The sequence below is a fragment of the Belnapia moabensis DSM 16746 genome (assembly GCF_000745835.1).
Taxonomy (GTDB): domain Bacteria; phylum Pseudomonadota; class Alphaproteobacteria; order Acetobacterales; family Acetobacteraceae; genus Belnapia; species Belnapia moabensis.
Genome location: NZ_JQKB01000013.1, coordinates 88,581 through 115,395 on the forward strand (window position 1 = coordinate 88,581; position 26,815 = coordinate 115,395).

At 70.3% G+C, this 26,815-nt stretch carries 22 protein-coding genes; 6 read left to right on the forward strand and 16 right to left on the reverse strand.

Features of this window, described 5'->3' with window-relative positions:
• Position 1 precedes the first annotated feature (1 nt).
• Both EP26_RS11050 and EP26_RS11055 read right to left on the reverse strand, forming a co-directional pair.
• A complete protein-coding gene (locus EP26_RS11050) occupies positions 2–964 on the reverse strand; it encodes an N-carbamoyl-D-amino-acid hydrolase (RefSeq protein WP_043338539.1) in 963 nt (320 codons plus the stop codon).
• 16 nt (positions 965–980) lie between these two features.
• Positions 981–1,604: a hypothetical protein gene (locus tag EP26_RS11055; RefSeq protein WP_043338540.1), complete on the reverse strand. Its 624-nt coding sequence runs from the start codon at positions 1,602–1,604 to the stop codon at positions 981–983.
• Positions 1,605–1,900: 296 nt separating this feature from the next.
• Here EP26_RS11055 and EP26_RS11060 point away from each other — a divergent pair, with 296 nt between their 5' ends.
• Positions 1,901–2,371: a hypothetical protein gene (locus EP26_RS11060; RefSeq protein ID WP_043338542.1), complete on the forward strand. Its 471-nt coding sequence runs from the start codon at positions 1,901–1,903 to the stop codon at positions 2,369–2,371.
• A 228-nt stretch (positions 2,372–2,599) separates the two neighbouring features.
• Here the strand turns inward: EP26_RS11060 and EP26_RS11065 are convergent, their stop codons facing one another.
• Complete coding sequence (locus tag EP26_RS11065; protein WP_043338544.1) at positions 2,600–3,829, reverse strand: ABC transporter substrate-binding protein; 1,230 nt, start codon at positions 3,827–3,829, stop codon at positions 2,600–2,602.
• 137 nt (positions 3,830–3,966) lie between these two features.
• On the opposite strand from EP26_RS11065, the gene EP26_RS11070 reads away from it, so the two are divergent.
• Positions 3,967–4,956: a Bug family tripartite tricarboxylate transporter substrate binding protein gene (locus tag EP26_RS11070; RefSeq protein WP_043338545.1), complete on the forward strand. Its 990-nt coding sequence runs from the start codon at positions 3,967–3,969 to the stop codon at positions 4,954–4,956.
• A 221-nt stretch (positions 4,957–5,177) separates the two neighbouring features.
• Here EP26_RS11070 and EP26_RS11075 read toward each other — a convergent pair whose 3' ends face one another.
• Positions 5,178–6,566: a dihydroorotase gene (locus tag EP26_RS11075; protein WP_043338546.1), complete on the reverse strand. Its 1,389-nt coding sequence runs from the start codon at positions 6,564–6,566 to the stop codon at positions 5,178–5,180.
• A gap of 33 nt (positions 6,567–6,599) precedes the next feature.
• The gene (locus tag EP26_RS11080) at positions 6,600–7,511 is read right to left on the reverse strand and encodes a LysR family transcriptional regulator (protein WP_052389048.1); all 912 of its coding nucleotides are present in this window, start codon (positions 7,509–7,511) and stop codon (positions 6,600–6,602) included.
• 118 nt (positions 7,512–7,629) lie between these two features.
• Between EP26_RS11080 and EP26_RS11085 the strand changes: the two genes are divergently transcribed.
• The 3 genes from EP26_RS11085 to EP26_RS11095 all read left to right on the forward strand — a co-directional run bounded on the left by EP26_RS11085 (position 7,630) and on the right by EP26_RS11095 (position 11,688).
• The gene (locus EP26_RS11085) at positions 7,630–9,171 is read left to right on the forward strand and encodes an MmgE/PrpD family protein (protein ID WP_043338547.1); all 1,542 of its coding nucleotides are present in this window, start codon (positions 7,630–7,632) and stop codon (positions 9,169–9,171) included.
• Between the two features lie 233 nt (positions 9,172–9,404).
• Positions 9,405–10,538: a bifunctional 2-methylcitrate synthase/citrate synthase gene (locus EP26_RS11090; protein ID WP_043338548.1), complete on the forward strand. Its 1,134-nt coding sequence runs from the start codon at positions 9,405–9,407 to the stop codon at positions 10,536–10,538.
• Positions 10,539–11,025: 487 nt separating this feature from the next.
• Positions 11,026–11,688 (forward strand): hypothetical protein, encoded by a 663-nt coding sequence (locus EP26_RS11095; protein WP_211259420.1) that lies wholly within the window; start codon positions 11,026–11,028, stop codon positions 11,686–11,688.
• A gap of 60 nt (positions 11,689–11,748) precedes the next feature.
• On the opposite strand, the gene EP26_RS11100 is transcribed toward EP26_RS11095, so the two are convergent.
• The 5 genes from EP26_RS11100 to trxB form a co-directional block, all read right to left on the reverse strand.
• Entirely contained in the window at positions 11,749–12,348 is a 600-nt protein-coding gene (locus tag EP26_RS11100; protein WP_211259421.1) for a nitroreductase family protein, read from the reverse strand.
• Between the two features lie 28 nt (positions 12,349–12,376).
• Positions 12,377–15,349 carry a caspase family protein gene (locus tag EP26_RS11105; protein ID WP_169747383.1) on the reverse strand — a complete coding sequence of 991 codons (2,973 nt, stop codon included), beginning with the start codon at positions 15,347–15,349 and terminating at the stop codon, positions 12,377–12,379.
• Between the two features lie 38 nt (positions 15,350–15,387).
• A complete protein-coding gene (locus tag EP26_RS11110) occupies positions 15,388–16,407 on the reverse strand; it encodes an SH3 domain-containing protein (RefSeq protein ID WP_043338550.1) in 1,020 nt (339 codons plus the stop codon).
• Between the two features lie 303 nt (positions 16,408–16,710).
• Entirely contained in the window at positions 16,711–17,598 is an 888-nt protein-coding gene (locus EP26_RS11115; protein WP_084112462.1) for a LysR family transcriptional regulator, read from the reverse strand.
• Between the two features lie 82 nt (positions 17,599–17,680).
• Positions 17,681–18,661: a thioredoxin-disulfide reductase gene (trxB, locus tag EP26_RS11120; protein WP_043338552.1), complete on the reverse strand. Its 981-nt coding sequence runs from the start codon at positions 18,659–18,661 to the stop codon at positions 17,681–17,683.
• Positions 18,662–18,819: 158 nt separating this feature from the next.
• Here trxB and EP26_RS11125 point away from each other — a divergent pair, with 158 nt between their 5' ends.
• Positions 18,820–19,299 carry an Lrp/AsnC family transcriptional regulator gene (locus EP26_RS11125; protein WP_043338555.1) on the forward strand — a complete coding sequence of 160 codons (480 nt, stop codon included), beginning with the start codon at positions 18,820–18,822 and terminating at the stop codon, positions 19,297–19,299.
• Here EP26_RS11125 and EP26_RS11130 read toward each other — a convergent pair.
• The 6 genes from EP26_RS11130 to EP26_RS11155 all read right to left on the reverse strand — a co-directional run bounded on the left by EP26_RS11130 (position 19,289) and on the right by EP26_RS11155 (position 26,814).
• A complete protein-coding gene (locus tag EP26_RS11130) occupies positions 19,289–20,590 on the reverse strand; it encodes a hypothetical protein (protein WP_043338557.1) in 1,302 nt (433 codons plus the stop codon). The two genes, EP26_RS11125 and EP26_RS11130, sit on opposite strands and share 11 nt — an antisense overlap.
• Positions 20,591–20,703: 113 nt before the next feature.
• Positions 20,704–21,915 (reverse strand): threonine ammonia-lyase, encoded by a 1,212-nt coding sequence (locus tag EP26_RS11135; RefSeq protein WP_043338558.1) that lies wholly within the window; start codon positions 21,913–21,915, stop codon positions 20,704–20,706.
• A gap of 8 nt (positions 21,916–21,923) precedes the next feature.
• A complete protein-coding gene (gene greA, locus EP26_RS11140) occupies positions 21,924–22,397 on the reverse strand; it encodes a transcription elongation factor GreA (protein ID WP_043338559.1) in 474 nt (157 codons plus the stop codon).
• Between the two features lie 195 nt (positions 22,398–22,592).
• Positions 22,593–25,838 (reverse strand): carbamoyl-phosphate synthase large subunit, encoded by a 3,246-nt coding sequence (gene carB, locus EP26_RS11145; protein ID WP_043338561.1) that lies wholly within the window; start codon positions 25,836–25,838, stop codon positions 22,593–22,595.
• Between the two features lie 83 nt (positions 25,839–25,921).
• Entirely contained in the window at positions 25,922–26,182 is a 261-nt protein-coding gene (locus EP26_RS11150) for a hypothetical protein (RefSeq protein WP_043338562.1), read from the reverse strand.
• Positions 26,179–26,814 carry a LysE family translocator gene (locus EP26_RS11155; RefSeq protein ID WP_043338564.1) on the reverse strand — a complete coding sequence of 212 codons (636 nt, stop codon included), beginning with the start codon at positions 26,812–26,814 and terminating at the stop codon, positions 26,179–26,181. The genes EP26_RS11150 and EP26_RS11155 overlap by 4 nt, the downstream gene beginning before the upstream one ends.
• Position 26,815: the final 1 nt, after the last annotated feature.

The following is a 26,815-nucleotide window of genomic DNA, read 5'->3' on the forward strand; positions in this document are numbered from 1 at the left end:
CTCAGCCCTTCGGTGCCCACTCCGGCGGCGCCATGCTGCCCGTCTGCCCGGTGATCCGCCCATAGGCCTCGACCCGCCGATGGGCGGCGAAGTTGAAGATCGTCCGCCGCCCCAGCTCGCACATACCGAGGTCGCAGTCGGCGACGATCAGCTCGTCGCCCCAGCTCGTCGCCTGGGCCATGATCTCGCCCTGCGGGTTGACGATGATGGAATGGCCGAAGAGCTCATGCCCGTCCTCGTCGCCGGCCTTGGCGACGCCGGCCGCGAAGCAGGCATTCTGGTAGCACCCCGCCTGAATGGAGAGGTGGCTGTGGAAGACGCGCAGGTGATGCGCCTCGAAGCCGCGGTTCTCCATGTTGAGGCTCGGCGTGTTGTAGCCGAGCATGACCAGCTCGACCTGCTGCAGCCCGAGCACCCGCCAGGCCTCCGGCCAGCGCCGGTCGTTGCAGATCATCATGCCGATATTGACCTGCGCCTCGCCGACCGGGGCGCGGACCACCGGGAAGCCGAGATCGCCCACCTCGAAATAGCGCTTCTCCAGGTGCTGCACGGTCCGCGTCGGGTCATACTCGGCATGCCCGGGCAGGTGGACCTTGCGGTATTTCAGCACCACCTCGCCCGAGGGGTGAACATAGACGGCTGTGTTGAAGCGCCGCCCCTCCGGCGTCCGCTCCGCATAGCCGAGATGGAAGCCGATGTTGAACTTCCGTGCCGCCTCGAAGAGCGGGGCGGTGGCGTTGGAGGGCAGGGCGGTCTCGTACCAGTGGTCCGCCTCCGCCAGGTCCTCATGATACCAGCGCGGGAAGAAGGTGGTGAGCGCGAGCTCGGGGAAGACCACCACCTCCGCCCCGCGCCGGTGCGCGGTCTCCATCAGCCGTACCATGCGTCCGACCGCGACATCGCGCCCTTCGGCCTTCTGGATGGGTCCCAGCTGGGCGGCGGCGAGGACGAGGCGTCGGGACATGGGCAAGGCTCCGTGGTCAGAGTGTGCTGCCGCCCCCGCCGCGTGGCCCGCCGATGGTCGGCACCACGGTCGCGTCGAGGGTGACGGCATAGGGTATCATCAACGGATCGGCCCCGGAGCCGATCGGTTCGAAATCCAGATAGCCGCTGTAGGACTTCCAGGCGACCGGGCTTTCGCTGACGATCTGGTCGTAGAGGTTGTTCGGCGTGTCGATGCCGTCCACCTCATGCGTCGAGATCAGCCCGGCCGCGTAGCAGGCGCGCGAGGCATGAGTGGAGCAGTTGTTGCCGGCGATGGTGAAGCCGTCCGTCTTGGCGCGCATGGCGAGCCAGGCATCGCGGAAGGCCTCCGCCCGGCGCTTGCCCACATCGAGCACCAGCATGGTGGAGATGCAGGGCTCCGCGCGGGCATTCGCCAGCGTCACGTAATGCCGGCGCTGGGTACGATAGGTGGCGTAGGAGAAGACGATGCCCTTGCCGCCCACCGCATCGGTGCCGAAATACCCCACCGGCGCGCCGCCCGGCAGGATGCAGTCGCTATGGCCACCATCCGGCGGGCCTTCGGTATGGGAGGGCTTGAAGCGCACGATATAGGCGATGGTCGTCTCGCCGTTGAAACGCAGCGTGATCGGGGAGGGCATGATCGGCCTTCTGTAACTGGCCGATGCGGTATCGCACCGAATTTGGTGCGGCATCAACGACAGGGTGATGTAAGGAATTTCAATTTCATGCAGAGCCACGCCGGCCCGCGCCGCACCGCAAGCGAGGCGGGAACGGCTGGCTCGCCGGGCGGAAACTGGCTAATCGGGGTTGAAATACCACCTGGGACCGCACGGAGCAGGATCGTGGCCAATTCGTTGAATTTGCCCGACGAAATCGACTTCTGGTTATCTTCAACCGCAGGAACGTTCATGCCAATGACCGCAACGGCCAGTTCATGGCGAAGCAGGACGAGGAGAAGTACGCCCGAGGCATCCATGCCATCAACGACAGTTACGGCGCCCTCTACCGCTCCCTCTCGCTGCCTCGCTCCGACCTCCGGCGGTCCGTCCATGCCCTGCGCCGCGGCTTCCTCATCAACAAGGGCTTCACGCAGCTCCAGTCGGCACCGATGTACTTTTGGTGTGTCACCTTCGACTTCTACAACCGGGGCTCGCCGAATGACCCGAACGGGCCGCGCCGCCTCATAGCCATCCTGAGGAACTGGCCGGGCGCGCAGACCCCTTCCGGCCAGACCATCCACAGCTCGGATGGCGGCTACTTCGCCCACCTGATCTACAGCAACAACCACTATGGTGATCAGCGGAGCAGGACGCCGAGCTTCGCCTATGTGAAGAACTGGCCGCTGAAGGACTACCCGGCCGGCGCCTACTCCGCCCTTGGCAGCGTCGCCGCGACCTTCGGCTGAGCATGTCCCGGTGCCAAGCCGGGGCGCTTCGGGCAAGGCGCGTGGCAGAAAGAATCTGCTCGTGCTCACCCGCCTCGCCGCTTGCTCCCGTAGTCATCGCCGGCGGGCCGAAGCTGAAGGCCCGCGACCTTCTGTCACTGACCGCCGCGACATCGCGCCGGTATCCTTGCAAGGCGGGGATACCGGCGCGCATACAAAACCGAATTCCTTCTGGCGGGCAGCGTCCCCTCAGGCCCTGACCAGCGGGCAGCCGCCCTCGCCGATCGGCCGGAAGGCGTCATCGCCCGCCGTTGTCTGCAGCAGCTTGTAGTAGTCGAAGGGCCCGCGGCTCTCCTCCGGCTTCTTGACCTCGAAGAGGTAGGCGGGGTGCAGCTTGCGGCCATCGGCGCGGATGGTCCCGGGGCCGAAGCAGTCGTCGTCGCAGGGCATCGCCTTCATCCGCGCCACGACCTCGGCGCCATTCGCCTTGGCCGCCGGCACGCCCATGTCGACCACGGCCTTCAGGTAATGCAGCACCGCCGCATAGCCGCCTGCATGGTTCATGCAGAGCGCGTTGTTGCCGATATTCGGCCGCACGCGCGCCGAGAAGGCCCGGGTCCGGTCGTTCAGGTCCCAGTAGAAGGTTTCGGTGCAGATCAGCCCCTGCGCCGTGGTGAGGCCGAGCGCATGCACGTCCGGCAGGAACATCAGCAGCGAGGCCAGCTTGATGCCGCGCCGCGCCAGGCCGAATTCGGAGGCCTGCTTGATGCAATTGATGGTGTCGGAGCCGGCATTGGCCAGGCCGATCACCTTCGGCTTCGCCGCCATCGCCTGCACCAGGAAGGAGCTGAAATCCGAGGTGCCGGGGAAGGGGGTGCGGGCCGAGCCGATGATGCTGCCCCCGGCGGCCTTGATGAAGGTCCCGGTATCCCGCTCCAGCGCATGGCCGAAGGCGTAGTCGGCGGTGATGAAGTACCAGCTGTCCCCACCTGCCCGTACCGTGGCGCCGCCGGTCGACTTCGCCAGCATCCAGGTGTCATAGGTCCAATGGACGGTGTTCGGCGTGCATCTCGGCCCGGTGAGGTCCGAGGTGGCGGAGGAGGTGTTGAGGAAGACCTTGTTCTTTTCCCGCACCACCTCGTTGACCGCCAGCGCCACCGAGGAAGCGCCGCCATCGACCACGACATCGACGCCGTCCCGGTCGAACCACTGCCGGGTGACGTTGGAGCCGACATCGGCGCGGTTCTGGTTGTCGGCGAAGAGCACCTCGATGTTGAAACCGCGATTGCCGAATTCGGCGACGGCCTGACGGATGCAGGCCAGCTCCGTCGGTCCGGTGACGTCGCGGTAGGTGCCCGAGAAGTCGCAGAGCAGCGCGATACGGATGGTGTTGGCCGCCTGCGCGCGGGCGCTGCGCCAGGGCAGGCCTCCGGAAAGCGCGGCGCCCGCGCCCAGCAGGGCGCGTCGAGACATATCCATTGTCGTTGTCCTCCCTGACGGCTTATGGCGCCGCCTGCACCGGAGGCTACACCGTTCCGCTTTCCGCCTGCCAGTGCATAAGCCCCGATGACAGGGGCTGCCGCATGCGGCATGTCACCCGGCCAAGGAGGAAAACCATGCCGTTCACCCGCCGTGCCGCGCTCGCCCTCGCCGCCGCCCCGCTCGCCGCGTCCCTGGCCACCCCTGGCCTCGCGCAATCCACCGGCGACTTCCCCAACCGCCCGCTGCGGATGGTGATTCCCTTCCCGCCCGGCGGCGGCAGCGACATCCTCGGCCGGCTGCTGGCCCAGCGCATTGGCGACGTCATCGGCCAGCCCGTGGTGCCGGAGAACCGCTCCGGCGCCGGCGGCAACATCGGCACGGATGCCGTCGCCAAGGCCTCGCCCGATGGCTACACGCTGGTTACGGTGTTCAACACCATCGTGGTGAACCAATTCATCTTCCGCACCATGCCCTTCGACCTGAAGCGCGACCTGGCGCCGGTCGCCCGCGTGGCGCTCGCCCCCACCGTCATCGCCGGCGGGCCGAAGCTGAAGGCCCGCGACCTGGCGGAAGTCGTCGCCATCACCCGCGCCCAGCCCGGCCTGCTGAACCACGGCACGCCCGGCCTCGGCACCATCACCCATGTCTCGGCCGAGCTGATGGACAGCATGTCCGGCGGCAAGCTGACGCATGTCCACTACCGCGGCACCGGCCCGGCCGTGACGGCCTGCGTCGCCGGCGAGGTGGAGCTGGTCTCCGCCCCCTGGTCGGCGGTGGAGCAGCTGGTGAAGGGCGGCCAGCTCCGCGCCCTCGGCAACCTCGCCGCCCAGGACAGCCCGCTGATGCCGGGCGTCCCGACCGTCGCCCAGGCCGCCAACCTGCCCGGCTATGCGGTTGACAATTGGGGCGCCGTGCTCGCCCCCGCCGGCATCCCGGCCGCCATCCTCGCCCGCATCGCCGAGGCCGTCCGCATGGCCGTCGACACGCCAGAGGGCAAGGCAGCCATGGCCGCCCGCGGCATCGAATCCGCCTGGGCCGATGGCGGCACCCTCGCCCGTATCATCGAGGAGGAGGGCACCCGCTGGGAGCCGGTCATCCGCAAGGCGGATATCCGCGTCGAATAACTGGCCCGGCTGCATCCACCCGCCTTCCCCGGCCGTAACGCTGCCGGGAGGCGAGGGAGCGATGGCCGAGAACGAGGACGAGCCGCGCAGGACGGCATATGCCCATCAGCAGATGGCCGAATCCTTCGGCCTGCTGATCCTGGCCGCCGACGCGCTCGGTCTGCGGAAGACCAAGGCGGCGCTGGCCCAAGCCCTGCGCCGCCTCGACCGCGAGATGGTTCTCAGCCCTCCCCCAGATACGTCTCCCGGTGCTGCCGCGGGACGAAGCGGCCCTGGCCCGGCCGCGCAAGCACCGCCTCGCCATCCCAGATGAGGCTGCCGCGCAGCCAAGTGGCTGCGACACGCGCCTTCATCCGTCTCCCGTGATAGGGCGACCAGCGCGCATCCGGCCGGTCCTGGATCGTCGCCTCGTCGAAGGTGAAGTCGCCCCGCTCCATTACCAGCAGGTCGGCATCGGCGCCGATGCGGATCGCCCCCTTCTTCGGCGCAAGGCCGTGGAAGCGCGCTGGCCGCTCGGCGCAGAGGCTCGCCATCAGCGTCACCGGCAGCCCGCGCTCCTCCAGCAGGCTGAACATCAGCGGCGCGAAGCTCTGCATCCCCGTCAGCCCGGCGCCGGGGGCGAAGATGTCGCCCGTATAAACCTTCCGCTCCCGCGGCCAGGGCGCGTGGTCGGTCGAGACATAGGCGACCTGCCCGGCGGCGACGGCGCCCCAGACCCGCTCCACCTCGGCCGCCGAGCGGAAAGGCGGGTTGCACTTACCGAAGCCCTCGAGCCGGACGAGGTCCTCCTCGGTCATGCAGAGATACTGGATGCAGGCCTCGCCGCTCGCCTTCGCCCCCTGGCGGCGGAACAGCTCCGCCAGCTCGAAGCCGCGCGCGAGCGACGAATGGGCGATATGCACATGGCACCCCGTCTCCAGCGCCATCTCGAAGATCTCGAGATCCGCCATGCTCTCGGCCAGCGGCGGGCGGGTGCGCGCATGCATGATCGGGTCCGTCCGGCCGGCCGCCTTCGCCTCTTCGGTCAGGCGCTGCACCAGCTCCTGGTCCTCGTTGTGGATGGCGCACATCAGCCCGGTCTTCGCGATCTCGCGGAAGGCGGCGAGCATCGTCGGGTGGTCGATGCGCGGAAACCGCACCGCGTCATACTCATAGGTCGAGAGCTTGAAGGAGCAGACGCCGCCCTCCGCCAGCCCCTCGATGGCCGCGACGCCGCCGGTCTTGGCGATGGTGCCGTAAAGCGCCATGTCGACATGGCTCGTCCCCTCGACCACGCCGACCTTGGCGCGCAGCACGCCGGCATCCGTCACCGGCTGCGGCACGTCATAGGGCATGTCGACGCAGGTGGTGACGCCACCGGCCGCGGCCGACATCGACGCCCCCTCGATCCCCGGCCAGCCGGTGCTGCTGCTGGTGTGCATGTGCCCGTCGACCAGCCCCGGCAGCACGAGCTTGCCACGATAGTCGGCGACGGCCCCCGCCGGCGGCGGCGCCCCCTGGCCGATGGCGGCGATCGCCTCGCCACGGATGCCGACATAGCCGCCCGGCAGCACCGCATCGGGCAGCACGATGTCGCCGAGGATCACGCGGTCGAAGGGGCTCTGGTCCATGCTGCGGGCATCCTGAGTCGTTGAAGGGCGAAGCTAGGCCGCATCCCCCGCCGCCGGAAAGGCCCCCCGCGCCACCGCGATCGCCGCCCGCGCCGCCTCCGTCTCCCGCTCGCCATTCCACACCAGCGCCACGCCGACCGACCCCACCGGCCCCGCCAGCGCGCGGAAGGCAACCCCCGGCGGCCGCAGCACCGCCATCCCCGAACTCACCAGCGCCACGCCCAGCCCCGCCGCGACGAAGGCAAGCTGCGCCATCGCGCTCCCCACCTCCCGCATCGCCACGGGCTCGAACCCCGCCTCACGGCAGGCGCTGACCTGCCGGTCGAAATAGGCGGGGCTGATCGAGCGCGGCAGCAGCACCAGCGCCTCGCCGGCCAATGCCGCCAGCGGCAGCGGCCCCGCCTCGCCGAGCAGCGCATGCCCCTTGGGCAGCGCCGCCACCAGCGCATCCGCACCCAGCGGCATGACCCTCAGCGGCGGCCGGTCCCGGTCCAGCCGGGCGAGGGCGAAATCCACCTCGCCCCGCCGCAGCGCCTCGACGGCATCGGCCGTATCCATCTCCCGCACCGCCAGCGCGCTGTCCGGCGCCGCCGCCCGCAGCCCGCGCACCAGCGGCGGCAGGTAGTCGAAGAGCGCCGAGGTGACGCAGGCCATCGCCATCGGCGCATGCCGGCCCGCGCGCAGCTCCCGTGCCAGGCTCTCCACCTGCTTCGCCTCCTCGGCCAGCCGCCGGAGGATGGGCAGCAGCGCCTCGCCCTCCCGCGTCGGCCGCGCGCCCTTCCGCGTCCGCTCCAGCAGGCGCACGCCGAGCTCCGCCTCCAGCGCCTGGATCTGCGCCGTCAGCGGCGGCTGCGACAGGCCGAGCCGCGCCGCCGCCCGGCCGAAATGCCCCTCCTCGGCGACCGCGAGGAAATGCCCCATGCGCCGCAGGATACGGAAATCCATCGCCCCTAACCTGTCTCGATATGAAAATCCTATCGTCCTTGCGGCTCAATCGGAATGGACGAAGATGCGCGACGGGGGGACAAAGCATCCCTCACCACCCGCCGAGGGAAGGCCACCGATGCAGAAACACGAAGTGAAGCTCTATCCGTCCAAGTCGCTGCTGAAGCGCGAGGACCAGCTCGCCTGGAAGATCGCCGGCGTCGCCGCCGACAAGGTCGCGGTCGAGAAGGACGTGGCCGGGATGATCATCAACCGGATCATCGACAACGCCTCCGTCGCCATCGCCGCCATCAACCGCCGCCCCGTCACCTCGGCCCGCACCATGGCGCTCGGCCATCCACGGAAGGGCGGCGGCGCCACCATCTTCGGCGTCCCCGGGGCGAAGCGCTTTTCCCCCGAATGGGCCGCCTGGGCGAACGGCACCGCGGTGCGAGAGCTCGACATGCATGACACCTTCCTCGCCGCCGACTACTCCCACCCCGGCGACAACATCCCCCCCATCCTCGCCGTCGCCCAGACCATGGAGAAGTCCGGCCGCGACCTCATCCGCGGCCTCGCCACCGGCTACGAGATCCAGATCGACCTGGTGAAGGCGATCTGCCTGCACGAGCACAAGGTGGACCACATCGCCCATCTCTGCCCCTCGGCGGCGGCCGGCATCGGCACCCTGCTGAAGCTGCCGCAGGAGACGATCTACCAGGCGGTGCAGCAGGCGCTGCATGTCTCCATCTCCTTCCGCCAGAGCCGCAAGGGCGAGATCAGCTCCTGGAAGGCCTTCGCCCCTGCCCATGCCGGCAAGCTGGCGGTCGAGGCGGTGGACCGCGCCATGCGCGGCGAGGGCGCGCCGAGCCCGATCTATGAAGGCGAGGACAGCGTCATCGGCTGGGTCCTCTCCGGCCGCACCGTCGCCGACAAGGAGGGCCGCACGGCCGCCTACGAGCCGGTCTACTACGAGGTGCCGCTGCCGGCCCCGGGCGAGCCGAAGCGTGCCATCCTCGACAGCTACACCAAGGAGCACTCGGCCGAGTACCAGTCCCAGGCGCTGATCGACCTCGCCTTCCGCATGCGGGAGAAGATCACTGACTTCGACGCGATCGAGAAGATCCTCATCCACACCTCCCACCACACCCACTACGTCATCGGCACCGGCGCCAACGACCCGCAGAAGATGGACCCGAAGGCGAGCCGCGAGACGCTCGACCACTCCATCATGTATATCTTCGCCGTCGCCCTGCAGGACGGGCGCTGGCACCATGTCGACAGCTACGCCCCGAAGCGGGCCGGCCGGTCCGACACCGTCCGCCTCTGGCACAAGATCGAGACGCGGGAGGAGGCGGAGTGGACCCGCCGCTACCACTCGCGCGACCCGAACGAGCTGTCCTTCGGCGGCCGCGTCGAGATCACCATGAAGGACGGCTCGGTGCTGAGCGACGAGCTGGCTGTCGCCAACGCCCACCCGCTCGGGGCGAAGCCCTTCGGCCGGGCCGATTACATCAACAAGTTCCAGATCCTGACCGACGGCATCATCTCAGCGAAGGAGAGCGACCGGTTCCTGGCCGATGTGCAGGACCTGGCCCGCATCCCCGCCGGCGAGCTCGAGGTGCTGAACGTCGCCCTGCCGAAGGGCGCGCTGGCCGAAGGGAAGCCGGGCATCTTCTGAGGCTGCCCGCAGCGCCGCCCCCGCCCGGCCGGGGGATCGGGCCGCACCTCTCCGTGACGCCCTCCCTGCATCGCGGAGGGGGCGTCACCACCTCGCCGGGAAGACAGCGAAGGCCGCCGCGCCGGCCGGCCTTCGCCCCGCCTGCCGTGACGCCACGGCCAATGCGGAGGGCAAGCCGGGCATGACCCCGCCCGGGCCCCGCCGCCACTCATCACACGCAAAGGAGAGTCCGCATGAGCGAAGCCACCCCCGAAATCAAGAAGGGCCTGGTCGGCGTCTATGCCGACGTGTCCACTGTCTCCAAGGTGATGCCGGAGACCAACAGCCTCACCTATCGCGGCTATGCCGTGCAGGATCTCTGCGAGAACTGCAGCTTCGAGGAGGTCGCCTACCTGCTCTGGAACGGCGAGCTGCCGAACCGCGACCAGCTTGCCGACTTCAAGGCCGCCGAGGCGGCGGAGCGCGAGATCAGCCCGGCGCTGCACCGCGTCATCAAGGACTTCCCGCACAGCGCCCACCCGATGGACGCCATCCGCACCGCCGTCTCCTTCATGGGGATGGAAGACCCGGAGAACGCCGATGTCAGCGAGGCGGCGACGCGCCGCAAGGCCATCCGCCTGCTGGCCAAGATCCCGACCGCCATCGCCGCCGCGCACCGCGCCTCGAAGGGGCTCGACCCGGTGATGCCGGACCCGAGCCAAAGCTTCGGCGAGAATTTCTTTAACCTGGTCTTCGGCAAGGTGCCCCAGCCCGAGGTGCTGAAGGCCTTCGACGTCTCCCTGATCCTCTACGCCGAGCACACCTTCAACGCCTCGACCTACACGGCGCGGCTGGTGACCTCGACCGGGGCGGACATCCACGGCGCCATCACCGCCGGCATCGCGGCGCTGAAGGGCCCGCTGCATGGCGGCGCCAACGAGGCCGTGATGCACATGCTGAAGGAGATCGGCGGGCCGGACCAGGCGGAGGAGTGGCTCTCCACCCGCTTCGACCACAAGGCGCTGGTGATGGGCTTCGGCCACCGGGTCTACAAGAACGGCGACAGCCGCGTGCCGACCATGACCAAGTACGCGGAGAAGATGGCCGAAGTGGTCGGCGACCGGCGCTGGATGGAGACCTCCCGCGTGCTGGCGACGAAGATGCTCAAGGAGAAGAACATCCACCCGAACCTCGATTTCCCCGCCGGCCCCGCCTACTACCTGATGGGCTTCGACATCCCGCTCTTCACGCCGATCTTCGTCGCCTCGCGCATCACCGGCTGGGCGGCGCATGTCATCGAGCAGGCGGCCGACAACCGACTCATCCGCCCGCTCTCGCACTACACCGGGCCGGAGCAGCGCCCGGTTCCGCCGATGGATCAGCGCTGAGCGACAGCGCCATCGCGCATCGAGGAACGGCCGCCGGAGCGATCCGGCGGCCGTCTTCAATTGCGCATCGCGCATAAAAGCGCAGCGCGAATTGCGGTTTCTGTTGACATGATGGTTGCGCATGCAGATAGCGTGATTCGCGCGCACGATGTTGCATGCGATTCGTTCGGCGGTGCCCGCACCGCTGCACCTCGCGGAGCCATCCGGCGACAGCGTGCCGCAGCAGGGAAGGACGGTCCATGGACCGCAAGCAGGGAGACGAGGCGACGCGATGCGTCGCATTCGTCACGCCGGAGCAGGGCAAAGTCTTAACGCCCGATGCCGGATATGCGGAAGGCGGCAGCACGATGCGGCACCTCGCCGCCGATCGCCCGCCACCGCGTGCTGCTCGCCTGGCCTGGACGGCGATGCCTGCTGCCACCACCCGGGTGCCGCGCCGTCGCGCTGCCGCCCGGTCAACACCGGACTGCGCAAGGAGATGCCAACCGTGACCGATTCCCCCGAGACCCCCGCCGCAGATCGCGCGCAGCCGATGGCCGTCGCCACCAGCCGCCGCACCGCGAAGAAGCCGGTGACCGCGCGCAGTCGCGCCGCCGCCGCGAAGAAGCCGGCCGCCCGCAAGGTCGTCGCCAAGAAGGCCGCGCCGAAGAAAGCCGCCGCCGCGAAGAAGCCGGCCGCCCGCAAGGCCGCGCCGAAGCGCGCCACCGCCGCGGCGAAGAAGCCCGCCGCGCGCAGGACCGTCGCCAAGAAGGCCGCGCCGAAGCGCGCCACCGCCGCGGCGAAGAAGCCCGCCGCGCGCAGGACCGTCGCCAAGAAGGCCGCGCCGAAGCGCGCCGCCGCCGCGACGAAGAAGCCCGCCGCTCGCAAGGCCGTGGCGAAGCCGGCCGCGCGCAAGGCCGCGCCGAAGAAGGCCGTCGCCAAGAAGGCCGCGCCGAAGCGCGCCGCCGCCGCGACCAGGAAGCCCGCTGCCCGCAGGGCCGTGGCGAAGCCGGCCGCGAAGAAGGCCGCTCCGGTGACCTCCGCCCGCTCCGAGGCGGCGAAGAAGGCGGCCGCTACCCGCGCCGCGAAGAAGGCCGCGGCGTCGATGAACTCCGCCGCCGCTCCGGCCGCCGCGCCGATGGCTGCTGAGGCCGAGACCCCAGCGACCTAATTCGCCGCTACCGTTCTACGCCCGCGAGCCACCGCGCTCTGCGGGCGTAGAACGCCACGCTCAAACCTGCCATCCGCCGAAGAAGGCCCATTCGCCGATCGGCCTGCGCTGCCGCGGCGCCACCTCGCGTGCGGCCAACGCTTCAGGCAGCGCCTCCGCCACCCCGACAGGGCCGAGCGCGATCGCCGTCGCCGGCTCGTAGCCCTCGCGGATGCCGAAGACCTCCCGCGCCTTCGCCGCATCGAAGCCGCCCATCTGATGCAGCTGCATCCCGAGCGCCGCCGCCTGCAGCGCCATCTGCGCCATCGCCGCGCCGGTGTCGTAGAAGGCGTGGCGGTTCGGGTTGCCGTTCGCCGGGTTCACCATGCGCGCGACCGCCAGCATCAGCACGCTCGCCTGCCCCGCCCAGGGCTGGTTGCCTGGCGCCAGCACGCCGAGCAGCTTGCCGAATGCCTCTGGCTCATCCGCCTTGCGCGCGACGATGAGGTGCCAGGGCTGCTGGTTGCTCGAACTCGCCGCCCAGCGCGCCGCCTCCAGCAAGCTGTCGAGCGCCGCCCGCTCGACCGGCGCCCCGGTGAAGCTGCGCGGGCTCCAGCGCCGCCGCAGCAGCGCCTCGATCGGGTGCTCGGCCGGCGCTTCGCGGTCGGGTGGCATGGACATGCGCTTGCTCCTCAGTGAGGAGAGCAGCCTATCTCCGCACCTGCGAAATCGGGAAGGAGCGCAGGTCCCGCTGCGCCGTGCGGAACACCGCATCCTGCTGGTGCTGCCGCTGCCGCGCCAGCTCCGGCACCCGCCGCGTTACCCACTCGCCGAGGCCGAGCGCGCTGACCCGCCCCTCGGCATCCATCGCCGCCTTGCCGCGCAGGCCCTCGCGCAGCGCATAGGCGAAGACGCCGTTGCGGTCGTCATAGCTGTCGAGCGCCTCCTGCACGCTGCCGCTCGCGGCGAGCAGGAAGCGCCCCGTCTCGTTCCCGAGCGCCGAGAGCTGCTCCATGGTGAGCTGCCCCGCATGGCAGGTGTCGAGCAGCAGGAAGGCATCCCGCGCCCGGATGCGTGCCAGCGCCGCGACCAGCGTGCCGTCGTCGATCCCCTGCGCCCGCAGCGCCGCCCAGCCGGAGGTGTCGCGCGTATCCGAGGGCAGGAAGAGGAAGCGGTTGTCCGGCTGCGTGCGGATGCCATGGCCCGCGATGTAGAGGATGAAGGTATCCCCCGGCCCCACATCCTCCGCTGCGCGCGCCAGCGCATCCAGCACGCCGCGCCGCGAGGCCTCGGCATCGCGCAGCACCGTCACCCGCGTCTCGCGGAAGAGCGAACCGGCGCCCTCGCGCAGCAGCCCCGCCACCGTCTCCGCATCCGGCACGGCGAAGCGCAGGTCGAGCTCCGGATTGGCATAGCGGTTGACGCCGATGGCCAGCACGACGAGCCGCCCCGCATCCGCCGGCGGCCCCGCATCCCCGGGCCGGCGCAAGGCGAGTGCCGGCCCATCGGCGAAGAGAGTCCTGTCCTCCGCATAGAGTCGCGTGGCGATGCGGTTCGGCCCGGGGTCGAGCGGCACCTCCACTTCGGTCTCGCCCGGCTTCGCCTCGGTGCGGGCGGCGATGCGGTCGTTCACCAACACGTCGAGCGGCCCGAGCCCGAGTCCGCGATCCGTCGTGGCGAGAGTAAGGCGCAGCGCCGTCGCGCCCTCCGGCAGGCTGCGCGCATCCCAGCCCAGTGGCTGGCATTCCGCCCCGACCACCGCGCAGGCTTCCTTGCCCGCCGCCAGCACCGGCAGCCGGCCGATCCGTGCCCGCACCTCGCCGAGCTGCGCCAGCCGCTGCTGCGCTGGCCCCTGGTCGCCCGCGATCCGCTGCCGCACGGCTTGCGGCGCATAGAGCGCGCGATAGGCCTGCTGGAAGCTCGCCCATTCCGTATTCTGCGCCCGCCCGCGATTGAGCAGCACACCGACCAGCTCCTGCCCGCCATTGGCGGCATGGTCGAACAGCCCCTCCGGCGTCCAGAGCGCCCAGCGCCGCGTCTCCGCCTGGATGAAGAGCGCCGCCTGCTCCACCACCGCCCCGGCGGCCAGCCGGTACCAGCGCAGCGTCCCGTCGCCAAGGGCCGCGATCGCAATGTCGCCCGCGACCGTCAGCCCCCAGACCGCCCCCGGCACCGCCAGCGCATCCACTGCGCGCCCGGCCGCGTCGAACAGCCGGAGATGCGTGTCGGTGCCGAGCAGGAACCCGTCCTCCTTCGGCAGGATGGCGAGGCTGCGCGCGAACTCCCCCTCGCCGAGCCGGAGCGGAATCTGCCCGAGCCGCGGCCGGTTGGAATTGTGCCAATCCGCGATGGGCAGCCGCGCGCTCGCCGTGCGCGCTGCCTGGAAGGCGCCCGCGCCGCCCGCCGCCTCCAGCCGCCCATCCAGCGCGTCGAAGGTGACCGGCGCCTCGCCCGCCCGCAGCGCCACGCGCAGCGTCGTGCCATCTTCTGTCGCGGCGAGGCTCGCCCCCGTCGCGCGGAAATCCGCCCCCGGCGGCTGCGGCGGGAAGGCGATCAGCCCCTCTGGCGTGATCCGCCCCCAGCCGGGATCCGCCGCCGCATAGGCGACGCCGCCGCCGGGCAGCGCCAGCAGATGCGAGATCGCATCCCGCGCCGCCGGGATGTCGGTCGAAGGCCCGAGCCCGAAATCCGTCCAGCGCCGCACCACGAATTCGCGCTTGGGGGAGGGGGCGGGCGCCGCCTCCCGCTGCACCGCGATCCCCCGCCCAGCGGCCGCCGGCGCCCCCGCCAGCCGCGCATAGCCCGCGGCGTAGAGCTGCACGCCGCCCTGCCCATCGGCGGCCCAGGCGACCGCCGGCAGCCCCTCACCCGCGAGCCCCGCGACATCCGGCAGCATGACGCTGCGCAGGTCGGTGGCCGACAGCACCTCGACGCGCAGCCGGTCCTCGTAGCCGATGGCGATCAGCCCGCCATCCGGCGACCAAGCCAGGCCGAAGGGCCGCGCCCCGTTGGCCGGCACCCGGTCCGCCAGCCTGCGCCCGTCCGGGCCATAGACCCGCACATGCCCATCGGCCGAAGCGGTGGCGAGCCGCCCGCCGCGGTCGAAGCTCAGCATCCGCGCCGGTCCGCCATAGCCCGGGTCGTTGAACAGCAGCGCCCCGGTCCGCGCATCGAAGACGCGGATGCCCGCCCGCCCGCCGAGCGCCACCGCCAGCCGCAGCCCATCCGCCGAGAAGGCCAGGTGCTGCACCGGCGCCGGCAGGCCAGAGAGCCGCGCCAGCAGCCGCCCGCTCCGCGCATCATAGAGATAGAGGCAGAAGACTCCGTCCCAGGACTGCCCGGTGAAGCCCGCCGCCGCCACCCGCCCGCCATCCGGGCTGAGCGCGACGGCATAGAGCTCGCCATCCTCATTGGTGCCGATGGGCGGCCGGATCACCCGCCGCTGCGTCCCTTCCGGCAGGGTCCAGAGCCGCAGGGTCTTGTCGTCCGAGACGCTGGCGAGGGTCTGCCCCGACGCATCCACCGCCAGCCGGGCAACGGGCGCCGTATGCGCCCCCGCCTCGATACGGAGGAAAGGCTGCTGCGGCGGCTCCGGCGGCGCCGGCTGGGCCACCGCCACCGCGCCCAGCAGCAGCCCTGCCAGGAGCAACCCGAGGCGGATCATGGAGGTCCTTACGAGCAAATTACCCCTCCTGGGTGGGACACCCATGCGGGGTTTGCTCAGCCGGCCAGCTCGAAGCCCCCGCCCTGCGCCGCCCGCTCCGCATTGGTCACGCTTTCGGAGAAATTGTCCCGCTTGGCGATGTTGGAGGCCGCCAGTTCCCGCGTGCTGCCGCCCTCGCCGCCGCCCACCGGCACCGCCGCCGGCCGCCGCATCGGGAAGCTGCTCGCCGGCGCATAGCCGCGCAGCCCGCCATCCGTCTCGACCAGCGCGAAATTGCTCCCCGCCGGCTTCACCTTCACCGGCTCGTTGGCGGCGACGCGGCCCACCTCAGGCGCATTCGGCTCGGGGCGGATGCGCAGCGGCACCGGCGCCCGCGTCCGGGCCGGGGCAGGGGGGGCGGCGGTGCGCGCCACCACCTGGTGCCGCGTCCCCGGCGCCACGGCCTCGATCGCCGTGTCGAACTCCGCCCCGCGCGTGCCGATCTGCTCGTTGATCCTGCGGGCGATGGCGATGTCCTGCTGCACCCGCGTCCGCAGGTCAGCCATCTGCAGCCGCCCGGCCTCCAGCGCCGTCCGCCCGCTGCGCACATCCTGGCGGATCGCCTCGGCGGCCATCAGCCGGCAGTCGATGAGCTGGTTGAAGGCCAGCTGCGTCTTGTCAATCTGCGCATTCTCATTGGAGAGATCGTTGCCGATCGAGGCGCTGAGGCTCGCCTGGTCCTGCGCCTGCCGCTGCTTCGCCGCGAGGTACCCGCCCGCAGCGCCCAGCGCGCCGCCCGCCAGCACGCCCGCCCCGGCGCCGATGGCAATGTCGCGCGTCCGCCCCGTCGCCGCCGCGCCGATCAGCCCGCCGAGCACGCCGCCCGACACGGCGCCGATGGCCGCGCCGCGGATCATGTCCTGCCCATAGTAGTTGCCGGTCGAATCGAGGGCGACCCGCTGTGGCCGGCAGGCATCGGTGCCGTCATCGGCGCCGATGCGCTGGGTCTGCGTCGTGGCGCAACCGGCGAGAAGGGCGAGAGCCGTCAGGCCGGCGGTGAAGCGCCGAATTGGGCGCAGCGGAGAAGCATGATGCATGAACCGAACGTATCAGGACGGTGGTGTCTCGGCCAGTACAGCCGGGGGTTGCGCCCCGATCTGCGCATGCTTGTGTGTTTTTGCGGCAATATCGTGAGGGCGTGATCGCGCAAAAAGAAAGCCGCCGTCCCGGGGGGCGGCGGCCAAGTCAAACAGGGAGGCTTCACGTCTGGGAGACGAAGGATGTCAGGGGAGACCCCTGAAACCCTGTCCGGCACAACCACCGGATGCGAGGAGCCTACGCCTGCTACTGCTGTGCAGCATTGGTGAAACCTGCCAGCTCCCATGCGTCAATTGCATGGATTAATGTCCAGCCAGCTCCGCAACGAGGAAGTCGCGGAAGACCGAGACGCGCTTCGAGTGCCGCATCTCCTCCGGATAGACGAAATAGGCATCGAGCTTCGGTGCCTTCAGCTCCGGCAACACCTGCAACAGCCCATCCAGGTCAGGACCCATATAGTCCGGCAGCGCTGCCAGCCCGAGCCCGCTTTGCACCGCCCGCAGCATGCCGGTGAGGCTGTTGACCTCCACCGCCGCCCTGCGCGCCGAGCCGGGACGCCGCCCTGCCTCCGCCAGCCAGTTCACCTCGTCGATCGGCGGCCGGTGGTCGCCCCAGCAGATGATGCGATGCGCGTCCAGCTCTTCCACCCGCTCAGGCACGCCGGCGGTCTTGAGATAGCTGGGCGCCCCACAGACCCGCCAGCCGAAGCTCGCCAGGTGCCGCTGGATCAGGTCCGGCTGCCGCGGTGCATGCATGCGGATCGCCACATCGGCCTCGCGCATAGCGAGGTCGAGGTCGCTGTCGTCCAGCAGCAGCGTCACGCTGACATCCGGGTAGAGCGCGAGGAAGCGCGACAGCCGCGGCGCCAGCCAGGTGCCGCCGAAGCCGGTGGTGCAGGTCACCTTCAGCCGCCCCGCCGGCCGCTCCCGGCTCTCGGTAAGCAGCGCCTCCGTCATCGCCAGCTTGGCGAAGACCTCGCGCACCGTGCGGTTCAAGGTCTCGCCCGGCTCGGTGAGGATCAAGCCTCGCGCATGACGATGGAAGAGGGGCACAGCCAGCGCCTCCTCCAGCGCCTGGATCTGCCGCGAGACGGCGGATTGGCTGAGGTTCAGCGTCTCCCCCGCATGGGTGAAGGAGCCTGCCTCGGCGACCGCGTGGAAGACGCGCAACTTGTCCCAATCCAGCGGCATCAAAAGCACCTATCCAAAGCGGCCCGATGAGGGTGTCCTGCCGCGGCCTCGCCGTGGAAGGCCGTGCGCGGCGGCGCGGGGATCAGGTCCACGCTTCGATCGCCGGCGCGTCCTCGGGCAGGTGCGCCAGCCATTTCTCGGCCTCCAGCGCGGCCATGCAGCCGGTGCCCGCGGCGGTCACCGCCTGCCGGTAGATGCGGTCCTGCACGTCGCCCGCGGCGAAGACGCCCGGGATGCTGGTGCGGGTGCTGCCCGGCTCGGTCACGACATAGCCTTCCCCATCCATCCCGAGCTGGCCGCGGAACAGCGCGGTCGCCGGGTCATGCCCGATGGCGACGAAGACGCCATCCACCGCTAGCTCCCCCCGCTCGCCCGTGCGGGCGTTCCGGGTGGCGATGGCGCGGACGGCGCGGAAGCGCCCGCCCTCGGTCCCGAGCACTTCGTCCACCACCGTATCCCACAAAACAGTAACATTCGCCTTGGCAAAAAGCCGCTCCTGCAGGATTCGCTCGGCGCGGAAGCTGTCCCGCCGGTGCACCACCGTGACATGGCTGGCGAGGTTCGACAGGTAGAGCGCCTCCTCCACCGCGGTATTGCCGCCGCCGATCACCGCCACCGACTTGCCGCGGAAGAAGAAGCCGTCGCAGGTCGCGCAGGCCGAGACGCCGAAGCCCGACAGCTCCTGCTCGCCCGGTATGCCGAGCCAGCGCGCCTGCGCCCCGGTCGCGATCACCAGCGATTCGGCGAGGTAGACGTCGCCCGAATCGCCCTCCGCCCGGATCGGCCGCGCCTTGAGGTCGATCCGCGTCACCACGTCCTGGATGATGCCGGCGCCGACATGCTCCGCCTGCGCCCTGAACTGGTCCATCAGCCACGGCCCCTGGATCGGTTCGGCGAAGCCCGGGTAATTCTCGACATCCGTGGTGATGGTGAGCTGCCCGCCCGGCTGCATTCCGGCGACGACCAGCGGCTTCAGCCCCGCCCTTGCCGCGTAGATCGCGGCGGTGTAGCCCGCCGGCCCGGCGCCGAGGATCAGCAGTCGCGTGCGATGGGTGTTGGACAAGGCTCGGCTCCCGGCAGTCGGTAGGGTGGCCGAGCATATTTGCCCGGGCGCCCCGCGGAACAAGCGAAAGCCGGGATGGACGTCGCCGATGTCTTGCGGCCCCGGCCCGCTGCAATGATATTGCGCCAGACGCCCGTCACCGGCAATGAACAGAGGCCATGACCGTAGAGACCGACCCATCCCTCGACGAGGTGGACCGCCAGATCCTGGCCGAATTGCAGGCGGACGGACGCATGACGAATGTGGAGCTGGCTCGCCGCGTCGGCCTCTCCGCCCCGCCCTGCCTCCGTCGCGTCCGCCGGCTGGAGGAGGAGGGGATCATCCGTGGCTATCATGCCGATCTCGACCCGGTGGCGCTCGGCTACGAGATCACCTTCTTTGCGCTCGTCGGCCTGGAGAGCCAGAAGGAGGCCGTGCTGCAAAGCTTCGAGCGCCTGGTACGCGACTGGCCCGAGGTGCGCGAATGCCACATGATCCGCGGCGGCGGCGACTTCCTGCTCCGGCTCGTTGCCCGCGACACCGCGCATGAGAATGCGCTGACCGCACGCATCACCGCCGCCGAGATGGTCGCCCGTGTGCAGACCTTGCAGACCATCCGCACCTCGAAGGACGAGGCCGGCGTCCCCGTCACACCATGAGAGTCGTGAGTTCGGCCAGGTGCCGCGCCGCATCGGTCCGGCCCGGCGCCAGGCGCTCCGCCATGCGGTAGGCACCGACCGCCGCCGCCACCGCGCCCTGCTCCTTCAGCATGTGGCCGAGCTGTAACCAGAGCGCCGGCTGCCCCGGGCAGGCGCGCAGCACCAGCCGGTAGAGCCGCTCTGCCCGCGCCCAGCGCCGCCGCCGCGCGGCATGCCGGGCGAGTTCGACGAGGCCGCTCCAGCGCATCAGCCGCTCCAGCCAGCTCGCCCCTCGCCCGAGCACCTGCGTCACCAGCGCCGCCTCCGCCGCCTCGGCGGCCTTCGCTTGGCACAAGGCCCGCTCCAACTCCCCGATCCTGGCGAGCCCCGCCTCGCGTTCACCGGCCAGCGCCTCACGCGCCGCATCCCGTTCCGCTTCGGCCTGTCGCGCGAGGGCCTGCGCGTGGTCCCGTTCCTGCGTCCGCGCCGCACCCTCGCGCAGCAGGCCGCCGAGTGCCTCGGCCTCGACGGCCCGCGCCGCCGCCGCCTCGCCCATCAGCCGCAGCAGCGCGGCCCGCACCGGATGGAACCAGAAGGGACCGCCATAAGGCACATCCTCCGCCGAGGCCAGGAGCGGCTGGTCGAAGGGGATGAGGTTCACCCCCGGAAACCCGGCCAGCCAGGCATAGAGGCCCGCCAGCCGCGCATCCGCCGCCTCCATCTCCGGCGGCATCTCGAAACCATGCTCCCCGCCTCTGGCCAAGTGGCTGCGGCAGAGCCGGCGGGCGAGGATGACCACCCTGGCCCCGGCCGCGATCTTCGGCGCCAGGATGCTGGCATGGAAGGCAGCGAAGCTCTCGCGCCAGATCTCCCAATAGGCGCCCTCGAAGGTATAGAGCTGCTCCGCCCCGGCCAGCAGCGGATGGCCGGAGAGGTCGATCCCCGCCCAGTCCGGCTCGAAGATGGCGTTGCGGATGTCGGGGACGATGCAGCCCTCGAAGCGCAGGCCGTGGACCAGATGCTCCTCGGCGAAATCGAGGAGGATGAGGTCGCATTCCGCCTCCTGCAGCAGCCTGCGCGCATCCTTACGCATCTCGCGTGCCAGGAATTGCTCGGCCCGCGGATGCTCCGACAGGGCGATCTCCGCCCCATGCGGCGGCGAAATCAGCGCGGGGATGCCGACGCGCCAGAGATGCCGGTTGTCGAAAAGGTCGGCGAGGCCGGACATGAGATGCTCGGCCGCGCAGCCGCTGAGGCTGATGCTGCGGTACCGCCCGGCCCGAGCCGGCGGCATTTCCGGGAGGGCATCCATGGGCTGACAGTCCTTTCGGCCGCTGACTTAGTCGCCCATTTATAACATTCCCGTTAGCGCTCACCAATCGATTGCGGCCGACCCCGTCAGTCCTGCGCTTGGCGCGAGTAAATTCAGCCCCGTTGCACCACATAGGCCGCCGCCTCCAGCGCCGCGACGATGGCATCGCCCTGCGCCGTGTCGCGGACCTCGATCATCAGCTCGAGCTCGGCCGTCTGCACGCTCGGCGCGGCGAAGAGCCGGCGATGCGAAACCTCGATGACATTGCCACCGATGGCGGCGACCCGCGTGGTGATATCCGCCAGCACCCCTGGCCGGTCCGGGATGTCGAGATGCAGCCGGAGGATGCGTCCGTCCCGCAGCAGGTTGCGCAGCAGCACATTGGCGAGGATGCGCGCATCGATATTGCCGCCGCAGATGACGGTCCCGACGCTGCGCCCGGTGAAGCGCGCCGGATGCGCCAGCATCGCCGCCACCCCCGCCGCCCCGGCGCCCTCGGCCACCTGCTTCGCCCCCTCGGCGAGCAGGGCGATCGCCTGCTCCACCGCCCGCTCCGGCACCACCAGCACCTCGATGCCGAGCCGCCTGAGCTGCGCATAGGGCAGCTCCCCCACATCGCGCACCGCGATGCCCTCGGCGATGGTCGGCCCGCCGACCGAGACCGGTCGCCCGGCCAGCCGCTGCGCCATGGCCGGGTAGCCCTCGACCTCGACGCCGAAGACCTGCACCTCCGGCCGCAACTCGCGGATCGCCCCGGCGCAGCCCGCCAGCATCCCGCCGCCGCCGACGGGGAAGACCACGGCCTCCACCCCCGGCGCATCCTCCAGCAGCTCGAGCGCCAGCGTCCCCTGGCCGGCGATCACGCCCGGATCGTCATAGGGGTGGATGAAGGTTAGGCCCTCGTTCAGCGCCAGGGCATGGGCATGGGCGGCCGCCTCGGCCAGGGTCTCGCCATGCAGGACGACGCGCGCCCCCCAGCCTTCGGTCCGCACTACCTTGGTGGAGGGCGTGAAGCGCGGCATCACGATCGTCGCCGCGATCCCGGCCAGGGCCGCATGCCGCGCCACCGCCTGGGCATGGTTGCCGGCCGACATGGCGATGACGCCCGCCGCCCGCTCCCGCGCCGTCAGCAGCGCGACGCGGTTGGCCGCCCCGCGCTCCTTGAAGGCGCCCGTCGCCTGGAGGTTGTCGAGCTTGAGAAAGACCCGGGCGCCTACGGCGCGGGAGACCGCATCCGCCTCCACGGTCGGCGTGCGCCGCACCGCGCCCTGGATGCGCGCCGCCGCGGCCCGGACTTCCGCCAGGCCGACCTGCTGGTCCAGCATGTCCCGCGTCAGCGGAAGGCGACGGCGGTGATCTCGTAGGCGCGGGCGCCGCCCGGCGCCGGCACCTCGACGCTGTCGCCCACCTTCTTGCCGATCAGCGCCTTGGCCAGCGGCGAGGAGATGGAGATGGAGTTCACCTTCATGTCCGCCTCATAGGCGCCGACGATCCGGTAGGTCTTCTGCTCCTCCGTCTCCTCGTCCACGACAGTGACGCGGGCGCCGAACTTCACCTGGTCACCGGAGAGCTTCGAGACGTCGATCACCTCGGCAGCCGGGATGATCGTCTCAAGCTCGGCGATCCGGCCCTCGATGAAGGACTGCCGCTCGCGCGCCGCGTGGTACTCGGCATTCTCGGAGAGATCGCCATGCGCCCGAGCCTCGGCGATAGCCCGGATCACCGCCGGGCGTTCCTCGGCCCGGAGGACCTTCAGCTCTTCTTCCAGCTTCGCCAGACCTTCCGCGGTCATGGGGAACTTCTGCACGGCTAGCCCTTCCCTTGAGCGTATCGAAGCGGAGTGTGCGCGGTCCGCCACCGCAAATGCAGCCAAAAAATGCCAGCCCGGCCCGCCACCCTTGCGGTTGCGGCACGGGATGGCGAGTGGAAACACGGAAACCGGGCCCCGGGTTCCGGCCCGCCAGGAAAACCCGGCGAACCTCAGTGGAACCCGCGCCCGGGATCAGAACGAGCGGTGAAAGTAGGCCTGCAGGGGGGCCACATCAAGGGTTCCGGCCCGGAGCGCCGCGATCGCATGCACCGCCGCGCGGGCCCCGGCTGCCGTGGTGTAGTGCGGCACCCCATGGGTCAGGGCGGAGCGGCGGATGTCGAAGCTGTCCGCCACCGACTGCCCGCCCCCCGTCGTGTTGATGACGAGCTGGATGTCGCCCGACTTGATGGCGTCCACGCAATGCGGCCGCCCCTCCAGCACCTTGTTGATGATCTCGCAGGCGAGGCCCGCCTCGCGGATGCGCGCCGCCGTCCCCCGCGTCGCCACCACCGCGAAGCCCATGTCGATCAGCCGCCGGGCGAGCACCACCGCGGCCGGCTTGTCGCTCTCCTTCACCGAGATGAAAGCACTGCCTGCCAGCGGCAGCTTCACCCCCGCGCCGAGCTGCGCCTTGGCGAAGGCCCGCTCGAAGCTGGCATCCAGCCCCATCACCTCGCCAGTCGACTTCATCTCCGGCCCGAGGATCACATCGACATTCGGGAAGCGGTTGAAGGGAAAGACCGCCTCCTTCACCGCCACATGCCGGTTGATGGCGCTGTCATCGAGGTCGAACTCGCCGAGCCGCTGCCCGGCCATGACCAGCGCGCCGATCTTCGCCACCGGCACGCCCGTCGCCTTGGCGACGAAGGGCACGGTGCGCGAGGCGCGCGGATTGACCTCGAGGACGAAGATGTCGCCGTCCTTCACCGCATACTGGACGTTCATCAGCCCCTTCACCTTGAGGGCCTTCGCCATCGCCTCCGTCTCCGCCTTCAGCTCGGTGACGATGGCGGGGGGAAGCGAATAGGGCGGCAGCGAGCAGGCGCTGTCGCCCGAATGGATGCCCGCCTCCTCGATATGCTCCATCACGCCGGCGACATAGACCGTGCCGTCCTCGTCGGCGATGCAGTCCACATCGACCTCGATCGCATCGGCGAGATACTGGTCGATCAGGATCGGGTTCTCGCCCGAGACCTTCACCGCCTCCTGGCCGAAGCGCATGAGCTGCTCGCGGTTCCAGGCGATCTCCATCGCCCGCCCGCCCAACACGTAGCTCGGCCGCACGACGACGGGGTAGCCGATCCGCTCCGCCTCCCGCGCCGCCTCGTCGAGCGTCCGCGCCGTCCCGTTCTGCGGCTGGCGCAGGCCGAGCCCCTTCAGCAGGTGCTGGAACCGCTCCCGGTCCTCGGCGATGTCGATCGCCTCCGCCGAGGTGCCGAGGATCGGAATGCCCGCCTTGTGCAGCGCCTGGCTCAGCTTCAGCGGCGTCTGCCCGCCATACTGCACGATGCAGCCGAGCAGCGTCCCCCGCTCCTGCTCCTTGCGGATGAGGGAGATCACGTCCTCCCCCGTCAGCGGCTCGAAATAGAGCCGGTCGGAGGTGTCGTAGTCGGTCGAGACCGTCTCCGGGTTGCAGTTGACCATGATGGTCTCGAAGCCCGCTTCCTTGAGCGCATAGCAGGCATGGACGCAGCAATAGTCGAACTCGATGCCCTGGCCGATCCGGTTCGGCCCGCCGCCGAGGATGACGACCTTCTGGCGGTCGGTCGGCCGGCTCTCGCATTCCGGCACCCCGAACCCGCCCTCATAGGTCGAGTACATATAAGGTGTGTCGGAGGCGAATTCGGCCGCGCAGGTGTCGATCCGCTTGAAGACCGGCGTGACGCCGAGCTTCAGCCGCAGCGCCTCGACTGCCGCCTCCGTCGTGCCGGCCAGCTTACCGAGCTGCTTGTCGGAGAAGCCGAGCGCCTTCAGCCCCCGCAGCCCCGCCGCCGTCTTCGGCAGCCCCTCGGCCTTCACCCGCCGCTCGGCGGCAACGACCTTCTCCACCTCGCGCAGGAACCACGGATCGAACTTGCTGGCCTCGGCGATCTCGGCCAGCGAGACGCCCGCCCGCATCGCCTGCGCGGCCATGACGATCCGGTCCGGCCGCGGCGTGGCGAGTGCGGCATGAAAAGCTTGCGCGCTGCCATCGCCGGGCGCCGGGATCTCGTCGAGGCCGGAGAGCCCCGTCTCCAGGCTCCGCAGTCCCTTCTGCAGGGCCTCGGCGAAGCTCCGCCCGATCGCCATCGCCTCGCCGACCGACTTCATGCTGGTGGTCAGCGTCGCCGGCGTGCCGGGGAATTTCTCGAAGGTGAAGCGTGGGATCTTCACCACCACATAGTCGATCGTCGGCTCGAAGCTGGCCGGCGTCACCATGGTGATGTCGTTCTTCAGCTCATCGAGCGTGTAGCCGACCGCGAGCTTCGCCGCGACCTTGGCGATCGGGAAGCCCGTCGCCTTCGAGGCCAGCGCCGAGGAGCGGCTGACCCGCGGGTTCATCTCAATGACCACCATGCGTCCGTCCGCCGGGTTGATGCCGAACTGCACGTTCGACCCGCCGGTATCGACGCCGATCTCGCGGAGGCAGGCGATGCTCGCATCGCGCATCCGCTGGTATTCCTTGTCGGTCAAGGTCAGCGCCGGCGCGATGGTGACGGAATCACCCGTATGCACGCCCATCGCGTCCAGGTTCTCGATGGAGCAGATGATGATGCAGTTGTCCGCGGTGTCGCGGACCACCTCCATCTCATACTCCTTCCACCCCAGCACGCTCTCCTCGACCAGCACCTCGTTTGTCATCGATGCATCGAGGCCGGCCGCCACGATCTGCTCGAATTCCTCGCGGTTATAGGCGATGCCGCCCCCCGTCCCGCCGAGGGTGAAGGAGGGCCGGATGACGCAGGGCAGCTTGACGAGGTCGAGCGCCGCCCGCGCCTCCTCCATCGTATGCGCGATGGCCGAGCGCGGGCTCTCGATACCGATCTTCGTCATGGCATCGCGGAATTTCAGCCGGTCCTCCGCCTTGTCGATGACCTCCGCCTTGGCTCCGATCAGCTCGCAGCCATACTTCTCCAGCACCCCCGCCTCGGCGAGCTTGAGCGAGGTATTGAGCGCCGTCTGCCCGCCCATGGTCGGCAGCAGCGCATCCGGCCGCTCCTTGGCGATGATCTTCTCGACCATCTCGACGGTGATCGGCTCGATATAGGTCGCATCCGCCAGCCCGGGATCAGTCATGATCGTCGCCGGGTTGGAGTTCACCAGGATGACGCGATAGCCCTCCGCCCTGAGCGCCTTGCAGGCCTGCGCCCCGGAATAATCGAACTCTGCTGCCTGGCCGATGACGATCGGCCCGGCGCCGAGGATGAGGATGGACTTGATGTCGGTGCGCTTCGGCATGGGTCGGTATCCGTCGGTTCTGGGCCGCCATGGGCCGCAATCAATCGGGGAGGGCGTCGGCCGCTATCGTCGGAGCGCGCACATCACGGCCGCTCCTCCCGCCGCGCCGCGATCAGCAAGGCCGGCAGCAGCAGCAGATGGCAGACAACGATCAGGATCACCGCCGCGATCGGCTCACCCGGCGCCGCGTACCAGGCGGAGATGGTGTTGACGACGAGGCCGATGCCGAAGGCCCGCCACGCCGCTTGCCGCGCGGTGCCCACGCGTCGCAGCACCATGGCGAGCACCGCTAGGCTCAGCCCCGTCCAGGACAGGGCAGCCAGAGCGATGAGGAACAGCGTCATGCCCGCCGCCCCTCGCTCGCCAGCTTCACGGCCAGCAGCCCAAGCGCCGCGCCGAGCACCCAACGCTGCACCGCCATCCAGCCCGGCCGCGTGCCGAGGAAGCGCGCGACGCCCGCCGCGCCGGAAACGAGCAGCGCATCGAACCCCGCGCCGATCGCCACCTGCACCACGCCGAGCACCGCCGCCTGGAGGAAGGCATTCCCCCGCTCCGGGTCGATGAAGGGCGGCAGCACCGCCATGTAGAACAGCGCCACCTTCGGGTTCAGCGCCGCCGTGGCGAAGCCGACGCTGAACAGCCGCGCCGTCGGCTCCCGCGGCATCGCCCGCGGCGCGAAGACCGGCTGCCCGCCCGGCATGACGCTCTGCCAGGCGAGCCAGAGCAGGTAGGCCGCCCCCCCGAGCCGCAGCACGTCCCATGCATAAGGAATGGCGAGCAGCGCCGCCGTGATCCCCGCCGCCGCGCAGAGCATGATGGCGAGCGACCCCGCCTGGCACCCGATCAGCGAGACCATGCCCGCCCCCGTCCCCTGCGCCAGCGAGCGCGAGACGAGGTAGATCATGTTCGGCCCCGGCGTCACCGCGAGGCCGAGCGACAGCGCGGCGAAGACGAGGAGGGTGTCGGCGGAGGGCACG